General features: G+C 70.0%; 13 protein-coding genes. 6 read left to right on the top strand and 7 right to left on the bottom strand.

Translation table 11 applies throughout. The annotated features are described in order from the left end of the window. Positions 1–17: 17 nt before the first annotated feature. The 7 genes from DLJ53_RS28090 to DLJ53_RS28060 form a co-directional block, all read right to left on the bottom strand. Positions 18–404: a Rieske (2Fe-2S) protein gene (locus tag DLJ53_RS28090; protein ID WP_211100694.1), complete on the bottom strand. Its 387-nt coding sequence runs from the start codon at positions 402–404 to the stop codon at positions 18–20. After that, positions 401–1678: a fumarylacetoacetase gene (fahA, locus tag DLJ53_RS28085; protein ID WP_111351539.1), complete on the bottom strand. Its 1278-nt coding sequence runs from the start codon at positions 1676–1678 to the stop codon at positions 401–403. The genes DLJ53_RS28090 and fahA overlap by 4 nt, the downstream gene beginning before the upstream one ends. Positions 1679–1681: 3 nt before the next feature. Beyond that, complete coding sequence (gene hmgA / locus DLJ53_RS28080) at positions 1682–2983, bottom strand: homogentisate 1,2-dioxygenase (protein WP_226578337.1); 1302 nt, start codon at positions 2981–2983, stop codon at positions 1682–1684. Between the two features lie 114 nt (positions 2984–3097). Then, the gene (hppD, locus tag DLJ53_RS28075) at positions 3098–4210 is read right to left on the bottom strand and encodes a 4-hydroxyphenylpyruvate dioxygenase (protein ID WP_111351536.1); all 1113 of its coding nucleotides are present in this window, start codon (positions 4208–4210) and stop codon (positions 3098–3100) included. A gap of 35 nt (positions 4211–4245) precedes the next feature. Beyond that, complete coding sequence (locus tag DLJ53_RS28070; RefSeq protein ID WP_162409630.1) at positions 4246–5565, bottom strand: TRAP transporter large permease subunit; 1320 nt, start codon at positions 5563–5565, stop codon at positions 4246–4248. 230 nt (positions 5566–5795) lie between these two features. Beyond that, entirely contained in the window at positions 5796–6935 is a 1140-nt protein-coding gene (locus DLJ53_RS28065) for a CaiB/BaiF CoA transferase family protein (RefSeq protein ID WP_111351533.1), read from the bottom strand. Between the two features lie 162 nt (positions 6936–7097). After that, positions 7098–8297: a zinc-binding dehydrogenase gene (locus tag DLJ53_RS28060; protein ID WP_211100698.1), complete on the bottom strand. Its 1200-nt coding sequence runs from the start codon at positions 8295–8297 to the stop codon at positions 7098–7100. A gap of 167 nt (positions 8298–8464) precedes the next feature. Between DLJ53_RS28060 and DLJ53_RS28055 the strand changes: the two genes are divergently transcribed. The 6 genes from DLJ53_RS28055 (at position 8465) to DLJ53_RS28030 (ending at position 14806) form a co-directional block, all read left to right on the top strand. After that, positions 8465–8938, top strand: a complete 474-nt coding sequence (locus DLJ53_RS28055) for a PaaI family thioesterase (RefSeq protein ID WP_226577453.1) — start codon at positions 8465–8467, stop codon at positions 8936–8938. Positions 8939–9050: 112 nt separating this feature from the next. After that, a complete protein-coding gene (locus DLJ53_RS28050) occupies positions 9051–10430 on the top strand; it encodes an aminotransferase (RefSeq protein WP_111351528.1) in 1380 nt (459 codons plus the stop codon). Positions 10431–10543: 113 nt separating this feature from the next. Continuing rightward, positions 10544–11626 carry a polyamine ABC transporter substrate-binding protein gene (locus DLJ53_RS28045; RefSeq protein WP_111351527.1) on the top strand — a complete coding sequence of 361 codons (1083 nt, stop codon included), beginning with the start codon at positions 10544–10546 and terminating at the stop codon, positions 11624–11626. 36 nt (positions 11627–11662) lie between these two features. After that, positions 11663–12835, top strand: a complete 1173-nt coding sequence (locus DLJ53_RS28040) for an ABC transporter ATP-binding protein (RefSeq protein ID WP_111351525.1) — start codon at positions 11663–11665, stop codon at positions 12833–12835. 117 nt (positions 12836–12952) lie between these two features. Next, on the top strand, positions 12953–13894 hold the full coding sequence (locus DLJ53_RS28035; RefSeq protein ID WP_111351524.1) for an ABC transporter substrate-binding protein: 942 nt from the start codon (positions 12953–12955) through the stop codon (positions 13892–13894). A gap of 135 nt (positions 13895–14029) precedes the next feature. Further along, positions 14030–14806 (top strand): L-fucose dehydrogenase, encoded by a 777-nt coding sequence (locus DLJ53_RS28030; protein WP_111351522.1) that lies wholly within the window; start codon positions 14030–14032, stop codon positions 14804–14806. Positions 14807–14819 lie beyond the last annotated feature (13 nt).

Raw genomic sequence — 14819 nt, 5'->3', positions numbered from 1 at the left:
CGACCGGCAGCCCCCTGCTAGGCGCGGCCGAACCTGAGGAGGCCGTCGGCATCGGTGTGGACCGGAACGGGGTCGAGGGAGCAGCCGAGACCAACCCCGGCGACGCCCTCCCCGGTCGCCGCGTCGTACTGCGCCCCGTGCGAGGTGCACAGGAGCCGCGCCCCGTCCGCCGACAGGATCTGCGGCCCGCGGTAGTCGAGCGGCAGGTACTGGTGCGGACAGGCGTTGACGTAGGCGGCCACCGCCGTGCCGACACGCACCAGGAGGAGCGGAAACTCTCCCCGGGGCGAAACCACCGGGACGCTCCGCACCGTCTCCACCTCGCTCGCCGCGATGACGGGCGTCCCGTCGGGCGGGGCGGAGGCGTAGGCGCGCCAGGCCTCGCCGTCCAACACCCCGCTCACGCGTGCGCCGGGAGGATCGTCCCGCGACAGGCCCCGAACCCGATGCGCGCGGCCCCGTCCCGCGCACACCAGCCGCGCAGCGTGACAGTGTCCCCGTCGGCGAGGAAGGTTCGCGACGTGCCGTCGGAGAGGCGGACCGGGTGGGCGCCGTTCCACGCCAGTTCGAGGAGCGAGCCGTAGCTGCCCGGCGCCCGGCCCGAGACGGTGCCCGAACCGAGGAGATCCCCGACCGACATCGCGCACCCGCACGCCGTATGGTGCGCAAGCTGCTGCGCCGAAGAATAGTAGAGCCCCGACGCATTGGTGCGGGCGATCGTCGCCGGCTCGCCGTCCGCCGGCGCGAGGTCGACGGCGAGCTCCAGGTCGAGGTTGTTGGGCGTATCCTCGTGCAGGTAGGGCAGCAGCGGGGCGAGGCGCCCGGGCGCCTCGGTCCGGAACGGCTCGAGCGCGGCCGCCGTCACCACCCAGGGAGAGATCGACGTCGCGAACGCCTTCGACTGGAACGGCCCGAGCGGCACGTACTCCCACACCTGGATGTCGCGCGCGGACCAGTCGTTGAGGAGGACGTAGCCGAAGATCGCCCGGTCCGCCTGCGCCGTCGACAGGCGCGTCCCCATCGCCGTGGCGGTACCGACGACGGCCCCGACCTCGAGCTCGAAGTCGAGCCGCTCGGACGCGCCGAAGCGCGGCGCCTGGTCGCCGGGCGCCTTGAGCTGGCCCATCGGCCGCACGATGCCGCCGCCCGAGACGACCACCGTCGAGGCCCGCCCGTTGTAGCCGATCGGGATGTGGAGCCAGTTGGCCGGGAGGGCGTTGTCCGGCCCGCGGAACATCGTGCCGACGTTCGTCGCGTGCTCGCGCGAGGCGTAGAAGTCGGTGTACTCGGCGACCTTGAACGGAAGCTGGAGCATCGCCCGCTCCGCCGGGATCAGCGCACGGCCGGTCAGCACCGGGTCGTCCCGCAGCCGCGCGTCCTCGCCGCCCAGAAGTCGTGACAGGGCTTCCCGCGTCGCCTGCCACGCCGCCGGCCCGAGGGCCATGAAGGGGTTGAGCGCCGGGGCGTCGAACACCGTCCGTTCGGGATCGGGGCGCACGAGACCGGCCGCCTCGAGGGCCGCCAGGTCGAGGACGTGGTCGCCGATCGCGACGCCGACCCGCGGCCGGTCGCCGGTCGACAAGACGCCGAACGGCAGGTTCTGCAGCGGGAAGTCCGGGTGGCCCGCCGCACCGGGAACCCAGCTCTGGCGGGCCGGGTCGTGAGTCTCGTCACGCATCCCTCAGCCGCTCCACTCCGGCCGTGTCGGGTCGAAGTTCTTCTCGATCCCCGCCCAGCACTGCGGATAGCTCGCCTGCAGCTCCGGGTGCTCGGCCGCGTAGCGGGTCAGGTGCTGCGGCAGCAGCGTCTCGAACATGAAGGCGATGGTGTTGTCGAGCTTGGCCGGCTCCATCGGCGCGAACGAGCCCTTCAGGAACGCCTCGGTGTCCGGGCCGTGCGGGAGCATGCAGTTGTGCAGGCTCATGCCGCCCGGCACGAACCCCTCCGGCTTGGCGTCGTAGACGCCTTCGATCAGGCCCATGAACTCGCTCATGATGTTCATGTGGTACCAGGGCGGGCGGAACGTGTTCTCCGCCACCAGCCAGCGCGGCGGGAAGATCACGAAGTCGACGTTGGCCGTCCCCGGCTCGCCGGACGGCGAGGTGAGCACGGTGAAGATCGACGGGTCCGCATGGTCGAACAGGATCGGACCGACCGGCGAAAAGTTGCGCAAGTTATACTTATAGGGCGCGTAGTTGCCGTGCCAGGCGACGACGTCGAGCGGCGAATGGTCGATCTGCGTCACGTGGAAGTCGCCGCCCCACTTCACCGTGAGAGTGCAGGCGGTGCCGTCCTTCTCCTCGTAGGCCGCGACGGGGGTGAGGAAGTCGCGCGGGTTGGCGAGACAGTTGGCACCGATCGGACCCCGGTCCGGGCAGGTGAACTTCGCGCCGTAGTTCTCGCAGACATAGCCCCGCGCCGGACCGTCCCCCAGCATCGCCTTGAACTTGCAGCCCCGTGGCAGGATCGCGATCTCGCCCGGCGCGACGTCGATGATGCCCATCTCGGTGAAGAAGGTGAGCGCACCGACCTGCGGGACGACCAGCATCTCCGCGTCGGCGTTGTAGAAATAGTCGTCCTCCATCGACCGGGTGGCGAGGTAGAGGTGCGTCGCCGAGCCCTGATGGCCGGAGGCGTCACCCGCAGCGCACACGGTGCGCATTCCGGTCAGGAACGTCAGCGGCTCGTCCGGGATCGGCGTCGCGCCCCAGCGCAGCGGGACCGGCGGGGTCCTGGCCTCGCCGCGGACGGGGGCCGACCGCCAGAACGGCAGGTCGACGGGCACCATCGCGCCGAAGTGGCGCACCGTCGGGCGCATCCGGTAGAGCCAGGAGCGCTCGTTGGCGACGCGCGGCGCGGTGAAGGGCGAGCCGGAGAGCTGCTCGGCATAGAGCCCGTAGGGGCAGCGCTGCGGCGAGTTGCGGCCGACCGGCAGCGCACCGTAGAGCGCCTCCGTCTCGAAGTCGTTGCCGAAGCCGGGCATGTAGCCTTCGTGCGTGGTGACGCGCGGGCGGGTGGCCGGATCGCCCGCGATCCGCTCCAGCTTGTTCATCGGCGATCCTCCATGGGGTTGTCCCCTCGTTCTTCCGGGCCGGTGTTACTTGGCAGCTTCCGGCGACAGCACGCCGCGACGGATCTGGTCCTCCTCGATGGACTCGAAGAGCGCCTTGAAGTTGCCCTCGCCGAACCCGTCGTCACCCTTGCGCTGGATGAACTCGAAGAAGATCGGCCCGATGACCGTTCTGGAGAAGATCTGCAGCAGGATCTTGGTGTGCCCGCCGCCCACCACGCCCTCGCCGTCGATGAGGATGCCGTGCTGCTTCATCCGCTCGACGGGCTCGTCGTGGCCGTGCACGCGGCGATGGGACATCTCGTAGTAGGTGTCCGGCGGCCCCGGCATGAACTCGAGCCCGTTCGCGGCGAGCGCGTCGGTCGCGTCGTAGATCCGCTCCGTGCCGACGGCGATATGCTGGATTCCCTCGCCTTTGTACTCCTTGAGGTATTCCTCGATCTGGGAGTTGTCGTCGGTCGACTCGTTGATGGGGATGCGGATCTTCCCGCAGGGCGACGTGAGCGCGCGGCTCGTCAGTCCGGTCATCCGTCCCTTGATGTCGAAGAAGCGGATTTCGCGGAAGTTGAAGACGTCGTGGTAGAACTTGTACCACGTGTCCATGTTGCCGCGGACCACGTTGTGGGTCAGGTGGTCGAGATAGTAGAAGCCGACCCCCTCGGGGACCGGATCCGCCTCCCCCAACCACTCGAACTCCCGCGCGTAGCACGAGCCGTCCTCGCCGTAGGTGTCCACGAAATAGAGGAGCGAGCCGCCGATACCGACGACGGCGGGAACGTCGAGCGTCTTGCCCGGCCCGTCGTAGGCGGTCGCGCCCATGCCGACGGCGCGCTCCAGCGCGTGCTGCGCATCGACCACGCGCCAGGCCATCGCCGGGGCGCAAGGGCCATGCCGGGCGACGAAGCCGGCGGCGTGGCTCTCCGGCTCGGCGTTGAGGATGTAGTTGATCCGGCCCTGGCGGTAGAGCGTGATCGCCTTGGTCCTGTGCCGGGCGACCGGGGTGTAGCCCATCGTCCGGAACAGGGTGTCGAGCACCGCCGGGTCGGGGTGCGCGAACTCCACGAACTCGAAGCCATCGGTGCCGGCGGGGTTGGCCTCACTGATCGTCGACCTGGGCGCGTCATGCGGGAAGGGTCCCATCGCACTCTCCTGTCGTTACTCTCAATAAGGTCTGATTATAGCGCACCTGCCGGTATGGACACAGGGACGGCCTCGACCGGCAGGCCGGACGACTGCGGCACCATCGTGGCGAGGTGCGGCACCAGCAGCACCAGCGCGATCGCGGCGAGGAGGAGGATGACGAACGGCCACGCGCCGCGGCCGACCTCGCGGTGCGGCAAATTGGCGATGCCCCGGACCACGAAGAGCGTGAGGCCGAACGGCGGCGTGATGGTGGCAAGACCGAGCATCAGCGTCAGGAGGACGCCGTACCAGAGCAGGTCGACGCCGAGCCCCGTCAGCGCCGGCAACACCAGCGGCGTGATCACGAGGACGACGACCGCGTTGTCGACGACCATCGCCGCCAGGAAGGCGACAGCGAGCGCGGCGAGGACGACGGCCGGGGCGCCCCACCCTTGCGTGATCGCCGCGAGGTGGGCCGGCAGTCCGATCGCCGCCACCGCCGCGGCGAAGATGCCCGCGCCGAGAATCAGCGCTGCGACGGGGATCGTCGTCTTCAGCGCGTCGAGGCCCGCCTCCCCCACGTCTGCGACGCTGACCCGGCGCGGAGCCAGAAGTGCCACGGCGAGGGCGTAGACGGCGCCCGTCGCCGCCGCCTCGACGTTGGTGACGAGGCCGAAGTAGAGCCCGCCGAGGATCAGCGGCGGCAGGAGCAGCACTGCGAACGAGCGGGCGAGCGCCGCGCCGATGCTGTGCCAACCGGCGAACGGGGCCCGCTCGTGACCCGGGTGCCCGACGTCGAGGATCGCCGAGATCGCGAACAGGAGCCCCAGGACGATGCCGGGGACCAGCGCGGCCAGAAACAGCGCCCCCATCGAGACGTGCGCGGCCACCGCGTAGAGCATCAGCGGCACGGACGGCGGGGTCAGCACCGCGAGCGCGCCGCCCGCGGCGACGAGCCCCGCGACGTGCCGGCGGGCATACCCGGCCGCGGCCATCGCCGGGATCGCCCGTGCGCCGACGGAGACGACTGTCGCCAGCGAAGAGCCCGAGACGACCGCGAACAGGATCGAGGACAGTACCGTCGCGACACCGAGGCCGCCGCGCACGTGGCCGCACAGCGTCCGGGCGACGTCGAACAGGTCGTCGACGATGCCGACCCGCGTCATCACCTTGCCCATGAAGAGGAACAGCGGGATCGCGATGAGCTGCGGCTGGCCGAAGGTCGCGACCGCCGCGTCGACAACCGGAGAGACGCCGCCCTCGTAGGCGAAGAGGATCGCGGCGCCGGTGACCGCGAGGCCGGCCGAAAGGGGTATGCCCGCGAGGCGGATCGCGGCGATCAGCGCGACGACGACGGGTCCGGTCAGCGCCACGGGGCACCCCCGGCCGGCCGCCCGGCCCCGACCGAACCGGCGCACCGCCGCCAGGAGGCGCCCGTCGCCGCCGCTCCGGCATCGCGTCGCCGGCGGAGGGCCGACCGCGCGTCTGCGGCGACGGCGGAAGTTCGGGCGCAGTGAGGCGCAGCGGTCGGGCGCTTGGGTCGGGTCCTGATGGGCGTCACCATTCGCTCGTCACGATGCTGGTTCGGGAAACTCCGCCGGCCCTATTTCGCCGCGGCCGTGAGAGACCCGAGGATCTCGTCGGTGTGCTCCCCGATCGCGGGCAGGTCCATCGTGTCCGCCACGGGCACCACGCCGTCGACCTCGAACGGGAGCGACGGGGCGCGGAAGGTCTTGCCGTCCTTCTCGTGGGAGACGAACAGGCCGCCGGGACGGTTGACGTGCGGGTCGTCGTACATCTCCGCCGGACGCAGGATCGGCGAGTACGGCAGTCCCGCCGCCTCCAGCGCCGCGGAGAAGTCCGCGCTCTGGCGCGTCGCGATCGCCTCGGCGATCACCGGGATCGTGCGGTGGCGCTCGGCGATCTGCATCGGCCGCGTCTTCAGCGCCGGGTCGGTGATGTAGTCCGGAAGGTCGAGGATCGTGCAGAGCTTGATCCACTGGTTCTCGGTCACCGCGCCGACGAAGATCTGGCGGTCGTCGGCGGTGGTGAAGATGTCGTAGACCGGCCAGGAGAAGTGCCGCTCGGGCATCGGCGGCGCCTCGACGCCCTCGATGTCGAACTGCACCATGTGCTGGCACACCATGAGGAGGCTGGTCTCGAAGAGGCCGGTGCGCACCTGGGCACCCTTGCCGGTCTTCTCGCGGCGCATGATCTCGCCCATCACCGCGTAGGCCGAGGATAGGCCCGCCATCATGTCGGTCGCCGACGACCCGATCCGCAGCGGGCGCCCGGTCGGGCCGGTCATGTAGGCCATGCCGGTCATCATCTGCACGACCTCGTCGAGGGCGGTGCGGTTCTTGTACGGTCCGTCGAGGAAGCCCTTGCAGGAGGCCGAGATGAGCCGGGGATAACGCTCCTCCAGCTCGGCCGGCGAGAGGCCCATGCGGGCGATCGTCTCGTCACGGAAGTTCTCGACGAAGACGTCCGCCGTCTCGAGGAGGGCGTGGAGATGACGCAGCCCCTCCTCGCTCTTGAGGTCCAGGACGACGGACTTCTTGCCGCGGTTGAAGGTGGGGAAGAAGCCGGCGCCCATGCCGGTGAGGTCCCGCGTCTTGTCGCCGCCGGGCTGCTCGATCTTGATGACCTCGGCGCCCATCAGCGCGAGGAACATGCCGCAGGACGGCCCCATGATCATGTGACTGATCTCGACCACCCGGATGCCAGAAAGCGGCTTGTCCATCGCGCCCCCCCTCTATTGCACTTATCGTTCACTCCGGCCTTGGTGTCGCGAAGTCGCTCAAAGGGCAATGGTTTTTTGCAGCGGCGGTAAAATGCGAGGGGATTTGCCGCTGCGCCGTCCCCCCGCGAAGCGCGCCCGGACCGGCCGGGCGCGCGGAGAGAGCTAGACGTCCGCGCTGCGGGCGGCCGGGACGCCTTCCTGGACCTTGGCGGAGCCGCCGACGCTGGCCGGACCGTGCGGCACCAGGACCTGGCGCAGCGCGGTGCCGTTGTGCAGGCGGTCGAAGCCCTCGTTCAGCTCGTCGAAGGTGACGAGGCCGTCGATCAGCGCGTCCACCGGCAGCGCACCCGACTGGTAGAGCTTGATGAAGCGCGGGATGTCGCGCATCGGCACGCACGAGCCCATGTAGCTGCCGCACACGTGCTTCTCGCCGAGCACGAGGTCGCCGTGGTTGATGGAGAAGCTCTTGCCGGTGCCCGAGAGGCCGGCTGTCACCACCTTGCCGCCGCGCGTCGCCACCGCGTAGGCCGCCTCCATCGCCGGGATCGCGCCGGCGAGCTCGATCGCGTGGTCGACGCCGCCGTCCGTCAGATCCTTGATCTTCTCGACGAGGTCCGGGTCCCTGGCGTTGAAGGTGTGCGTCGCGCCGAGCTCCATCGCCTTCTTGAGCTTCGCGTCCTCGAGGTCGACGGCGATGATCGTCTCCGCGCCCGAGACCTTCGCGCCCATCAGGCCGCAGAGGCCGACGCCGCCAAGGCCGAAGATCGCGACCGATTCGCCCGGCTTCACCTGGCTGGTGTTCACCACCGCGCCGACGCCCGTCATCACCGCGCAGCCGAACAGCGCGGCCTCGGTGAGCGGCAGCTCGTCGGTGATCACCACCACCGAGCCGCGGTGCACCACGACATATTCGGAGAAGCAGGCGACGCCGACCATGTGCTTGACCGGCTCGTCGTTGGCGTCGCGGAAGTGGATGCCGCCCGACATCAGCCCGCCGTGGGCGCGCGCGGCCATGAACGCCTCGCAGAGCTGCGGCTTGCCGGCCTGGCAATTCTTGCAGCGCCCGCAGTTGCCGGCGAACTGGAAGGCGATGTGGTCGCCCTTCTTCACGTCGGTGACCGCCGAGCCGACCTCGAGCACCTCGCCCGCGCCTTCATGGCCGAGCACCACCGGCAGCCCGCGGCCGAGCGAGCCGTTGATGACCGAGAGGTCCGAGTGGCACAGGCCCGCGCCGACGACCTTCACCAGGATGTCCATCGGCCCCGGCGGGATGAGCGTCAGCTCCTCGATCTTGATCGGGCGGGACTGCGCATAAGGCAGCGGCTCGCCGAGGGCACGCAACACCGCGGCTTTGGTCTTCAAGGTCATCGTCGCCTCCCTGCCCCGCCCTTCGTGCGGGGCGTTGTCGTTTGGGCAATTTTCCTCCCTTTTAAACACAAAGTCATCCCATGCCAGTCAAAGGCGATGTCGAGGGGGTGGCCAAGGAGCCCGGGCGGTCCTCAACCGCGGGCCACAGCGAGGACGAGCGTATGCACCGAGGGGACGTGATGCCGACTCCGGCGCCAAAGGATCCGGACTATGCCGAGCGGATCAGGGCAAGCTTCGACAAGCAGGGGCTGATGGCGACGCTCGGCGCCTCGCTGGTGCGAATCGCGCCCGGCGCGGTGGAGATCGCGCTGACGCCGACCCCGGCGGTCTCCCAGCAGCACGGCTTCGTCCACGCCGGCGCCGTGTCGGCGATCGCGGACAGCGCGGCCGGCTACTCCGCCCTGACGCTGATGCCGCAGGGCGCCGGGGTCCTGACGGTCGAGTTCAAGATCAACCTCCTCGCACCCGCCGCGGGGGACCTCATCCTCGCCCGGGGCCGCGTCATCAAGGCGGGGCGGACACTCACCCTCGCCCAGGCCGAGGTCTTCGCGGAGGCGGACGGGAAGGCAAGGCTGGTCTCCGTCCTCAGCGCCACGCTGATGACCATCGAGGGCCGCGACGGCGTCGCCGACTGACCCTTGCCGGCGGGCTCCGTGACGGGCGTTTTTGCCCCTCCCCCGCCGGAGCCGTTTCCCTCGACCGGAGCGATGGGCTAGGTCGTCGGGCGCAACGGCAACGGAGGGCATCGTGGCGGGGCTTGCGAACACGTCGACGGCGGAGATCCAGGCGCGCGACGCCCGGCACCACTGGCACCCCTTCTCCGACATGGCGGCGCTCAACGCGGCCGGTTCGCGGGTCGTCACCGCGGCCGAGGGCTGGACGCTGACCGACAGCGAGGGCCACCAGGTCCTCGACGGCATGTCGGGGCTGTGGAACGTCGCGGTCGGCTACGGACGGCGCGAGATCGTCGACGCCGTGGCCGAGGCGCTGACGACGCTGAGCTATACCAACACCTTCTTCCAGTGCACCCACCCCGCCGCGGCCGCCTACGCCGAGGCGATCGCCGGTCTCCTGCCAGGCCACCTCAACCGCATCTTCTTCACGAGCTCGGGGTCGGAGGCGAACGACACCGCCTTCCGCGCCGCCCGGACCTACTGGGACCTCAAGGGCAAGCCGGAGAAGAAGCGCTTCATCGCCCGGCGCAACGGCTACCACGGCTCCACGGTGCTCGGCGCGAGCCTCGGCGGGATGGCGCCGATGCACGGGCAGTCGGGCCTCCCCATCGAGGGCATCAGCCATATCGACCAGCCCTACTGGTTCGGCGACGGGCGGCTCCTCGGCATGAGCCCGGCCGAATACGGCCACTTCGCGGCCGAGCGGCTGGCGGTCGAGATCGACCGGCTCGGTGCCGACACCGTCGCCGCCTTCATCGGCGAGCCGATCCAGGGCGCCGGCGGCGTCGTCATCCCGCCGGACACCTACTGGCCGCGCATCGCCGAGATCTGCGCCGAGCGCGACATCCTGCTCGTCGCCGACGAGGTGATCTGCGGGTTCGGGCGGACCGGGGCGATGTGGGGCTTCGAGACGTTCGGCTTCTCGCCCGACATCGTCACCATGGCGAAGGCGATGACCTCCGGCTACATCCCCTGCGGCGGCGTCGCCTTCTCCGACGAGGTGGCCGCGACGCTGGAGACGGGCGGCGAGTTCTTCCACGGCTACACCGCCTCCGGCCACCCCGCGGCGTGCGCGGCGGGCCTCGCCAACCTCGCCATCATCGACCGCGAGCGGCTGGTGGAGCGCGTCGCGACGGACATCGGCCCCTACCTCGCGGCGCGCTGGGCGAGCCTCGGCGACCACCCGCTGGTTGGCGAGACGCGCATGCGCGGCCTCATCGGCGCGTTCGAGCTGGTGCGCGACAAGGCGGCGCTGGAGCGCTTCCCCGCGGACATCGCCGCCGGGACGCGCTGCCGCGACCTTTCCGTGCGCAACGGCCTCGTGATGCGCGCGGTGGGCGACACGATGGTCATCGCCCCTCCGCTCGTCATTTCCCACGAGGCGGCCGACCTGATCGTCGCGCGCGCCCGCAAGACGCTGGACGACCTACACGCCGCACTCACGGGTGCTTGATCGCTCGCGATGCATCGGAAACAGTGGCATCAATGAGGCCGCTGGCACATCGATTGCTGCCGCGGGGTTCAAGACAACGGGTCCAGCCCGACGGACCAGCGATGGAGCGCGCAATGCATCTTTGGATCAAAACGGGTCTGGCGTTGGCGATCCTCGCCACACCCGCCTCCGCCGAGGAGGTGGTGAACATCTACAACTGGTCGGACTACATCGACGAGAGCATCCTCACCGACTTCACCGCCGAGACCGGAATCAAGATCCGCTACGACGTCTTCGATTCCAACGAGATGGTGGAGGCCAAGCTCCTCGCCGGCGCGACCGGATACGACATCGTGGTGCCGACCGCCTACTTCCTGTCGCGCCAGATCCGCGCCGGCGTGTTCGCCCCGCTCGACAAGTCGAAGCTGCCCAACTTCGACAACCTGTGGACCGACATCCTGAAGCGCACGGACGTCTACGATCCGGGCGCGGAATACGCGATCCCCTACATGTGGGGCACCACCGGCCTCGGCTACGTGAAGGAGAAGATCGAGGAGCGCATGCCCGACGCGCCGGTCAACTCCTGGGACATGCTGTTCGACGTCGACGTCGTCTCCAAGTTCAAGGACTGCGGCGTCTTCGTGCTCGACGCGCCGACCGACATGCTGCCGATCGCGATGAACTATCTCGGCCTCGACCCGGACTCGAAGGAGCCGGATGACATCAAGAAGGGCGCGGAGCTGCTGACCAAGATCCGCCCGTACGTGCAGAAGTTCGACTCCTCCGAGTACATCAACGCGCTCGCGAACGGCGACATCTGCCTCGCGGTCGGCTGGTCGGGCGACGTGCTGCAGGCGCGTGACCGGGCCGAGGAGGCCGACAACGGCGTCACCGTCGTCTACTCGATCCCCAAGGAGGGGACGATGATGTGGTTCGACATGATGGCGATCCCAGCCGACGCGCCGAACAAGGACAACGCCCTCACCTTCCTGAACTACATCATGAAGCCCGAGGTGATCGCCAAGGCGACGAACTACGTGAACTACGCGAACGCCAACAAGGCCTCGCAGGAGTTCGTGGACGAGGCCGTGCTCGACGATCCGGCCGTCTACCCGCCGCAGGAGGTGGTCGAGAAGCTCTTCACCACGACCGAGCTGCCGCCGCGCGTGCAGCGCGTCGCGACGCGCGAGTGGACGCGGGTGAAGACGGGCCAATGACGGTCCGTCGTCCGGCGGCACGCGCTGTCTGACCCGATGACCGTCCGGAGCACCGACCCGCAAGGCGCCCGCCAGCGCCAGAGCGTGGCGAAGACCCCCTTCGCCCCGTGGGACGACCCGACGGCCGTCCCCATCATCTCCTATCGCGGCGTCAGCAAGCGCTTCGAAGACGTGGTCGCGGTCGACAACCTGTCGCTCGACATCTACCCGCGGGAGTTCTTCGCGCTGCTCGGTCCGTCCGGCTGCGGCAAGACCACGCTGATGCGGCTCCTCGCCGGCTTCGAGGAGCCGAGCGACGGGCGGGTGATGCTCGAAGGCAAGGACCTCGCCGGGGTGCCGCCGCACCGCCGGCCGGTCAACATGATGTTCCAGTCCTACGCGCTGTTCCCGCACCTCTCGGTGAAGGACAACATCGCGTTCGGACTCCGCCGCGACGGGCTGCCCCGGCGCGAGGTGGCCCGGCGCGTCGACGAGATGCTGACCCTCGTCCAGCTCACCGCGCAGGCCAGGCGCAAGCCGCACCAGCTCTCCGGCGGGCAGCGCCAGCGCGTCGCCCTCGCCCGCTCCCTCGCCAAGAAGCCGCGGGTGCTGCTGCTCGACGAGCCGCTCGGCGCGCTCGACAAGCGCCTGCGCGGGGAGACGCAGTTCCAGCTCGTCAACCTGCAGTACAAGCTCGGGATCACCTTCCTCGTCGTCACCCACGACCAGGACGAGGCCTTCGCCCTCGCCGACCGGATCGCCATCATGCGCGACGGGCGGATCGAGCAGGTCGCCCCGCCGGCGCGGCTCTACGAGAGCCCCGCCTCCCGCTACGTGGCCGACTTCGTGGGCGACGTGAACCTCTTCGACGGGACGGTGCGGGAGGCCACCGGCGTGACGGTTGTGACCCACGACGCCTCCGGCCTCGCCTTCGCCGCGCCGCCCTCGGGGGCCGTTTCGGGATCGCACGGGTGCGTCGCGGTGCGCCCGGAGAAACTGGTCATGCACCTGCCGCACGAGGCGCCCGACGCCCCGCACAACCGCATCGAGGGCACGGTGGAGGACATCGCCTATGGTGGCGACTTCACCCTGTTCCGCGTGAAGACGCCGACCGGCATCGTCGAGGCGAGCGTCTTCAATCACCGCCGGACCACAGAAAAGGCCTTCACCTGGGACGATCCGGTGGTGCTGACCTTCGACGCGAGCGACACGGTCTTCCTCGACCACTGACGGGCGGGCGCCACCCGGCGCCCCCGTTGACGGGGCGCCGGCGAGAGGCCAACGTCCCCGCAGGCCGGCCGGTTCGGAGCCCGGCCGCTCAAAAACGAAACGACGAGGAAGCACCCAATGTTCGTGAAACGCACGCTCGCCGCGATCGGCGTGGCGGCGCTGATGAGCGCTGCCCCGGCCTCGGCACAGGACACCATCTACGTCCCGTTGATCTCCAAGGGCTTTCAGCATCAGTTCTGGCAGGCCGTGAAGGCCGGCGCCGACCAGGCCGCCGCGGAGCTCGGCGTCGAGGTCACCTTCGAGGGACCGGATAACGAGGGCCAAGTCGACCGGCAGATCGACATGCTGGCCGCCGCCCTCGCCAAGGAGCCGAAGGCCGTCGGCTTCGCCGCGCTCGACAGCCAGGCCGCCATCCCGCTCCTGCGCCAGGCGCAGTCGAACGGCATCCCGATCATCGCCTTCGACTCCGGCGTCGACAGCGACATCCCCGTCACCACCGCCGCGACCGACAACATCGCCGCCGCCGCGCTCGCCGCCGACAAGATGGCCGAGCTGATCGGCGGCTCGGGCCAGGTGGCTGTCGTCGCGCACGACCAGACGAGCCGCACCGGCATCGACCGCGTCGAGGGCTTCACCGGGCGCATCAAGGAGAAGTATCCGGACATCGAGGTCGTCACGGTCCAGTACGGCGGCGGCGACCAGCTCGAGTCGACCGAGCTGACCAAGGCGATCCTCGCCGGCAACCCGGACCTCAAGGGCATCTTCGGCGCCAACGAGGGCTCGGCCATCGGCGTCCTCAACGGCGTCACCGAGATGGGCCGGGACAAGGTCGTGGTCATCGGCTACGACTCCGGCACCCAGCAGAAGCAGGCGATCCGCGACGGCAAGATGGCCGGCGCGATCACGCAGAACCCGGTCGGCATCGGCTACGAGACGGTGAAGGCCGCCGTCGCCGCCTCGAAGGGCGAGGACGTGCCGGAGAGCATCGACACCGGCTTCTACTGGTACGACGCCACCAACATCGACGATCCGAAGATCGCCGCGGTCCTCTACGACTGACAGCACGAGGACGGCCCGCCCCCGCCTCCCGGCGGAGCGGGCACGGACCCTCTCCGGCGACCGCGGCGGCCGGACGTCTCCCCGGCCCGGTGCATCGCATCGGGCCGCTTCGTCTCCTCGAAAGGACAGAGCGCCATGGACCTCGGACTGACGGGCAAGGTCGTCATCGTGACCGGCGGAGGGTCGGGCATCGGCGCGGCGATCACCGCGACCCTGGCGCACGAGGGCGCCGTCCCCGTCGTCCTGTCGCGCAGCCTGCCGGCCGAGGACTTCTGGACCTCCGTCAAGGCCCTGGCGCCCGACGCCCACGCCATCGCGCTGGAGCTTTCCGACGACGCCGCCTGCGCCCGCGCGGTCGACGAGGTCGTGGCCCGGTTCGGCCACGTCGACGGGCTCGTCAACAACGCCGGCGCCAACGATTCCATCGGCCTCGACGCGGGGCCGGAGGCCTTCAGGGCCTCGCTGGAGCGCAACCTCATCCACTACTACACGCTGGCGCATCTGGTGGTGCCGCACCTGCGCCAGTCACGCGGCGCCATCGTCAACATCTCGTCCAAGACCGCGGTGACCGGCCAGGGCGGGACGTCCGCCTACACCGCGGCGAAGGGCGCGCAGCTCGCCCTGACGCGCGAGTGGGCGGCTGACCTCGCCAGGGACGGGATCCGCGTCAACGCCGTCATCCCGGCCGAGGCGATGACCCCGCTCTACGCCCGCTGGCTCGAGACGTTCGACGACCCCGCCGCACGCCGCGAGGAGATCGAGCGCCGCATCCCCCTCGGAAAGCGCATGACCGAACCCGAGGAACTCGCGGCGACGGTGGCGTTCGCCCTCTCCCCGCGCGCCAGCCACACCACCGGCCAGTGGCTCTTCGTCGACGGCGGCTACACCCACCTCGACCGCGCCCTCACCTGACCCGGCGGACGGG

Source organism: Acuticoccus sediminis (assembly GCF_003258595.1).
GTDB lineage: Bacteria > Pseudomonadota > Alphaproteobacteria > Rhizobiales > Amorphaceae > Acuticoccus > Acuticoccus sediminis.
Note: the sequence above shows the minus strand (reverse complement) of the source record. Positions and strands in the feature narration are given on the sequence as shown.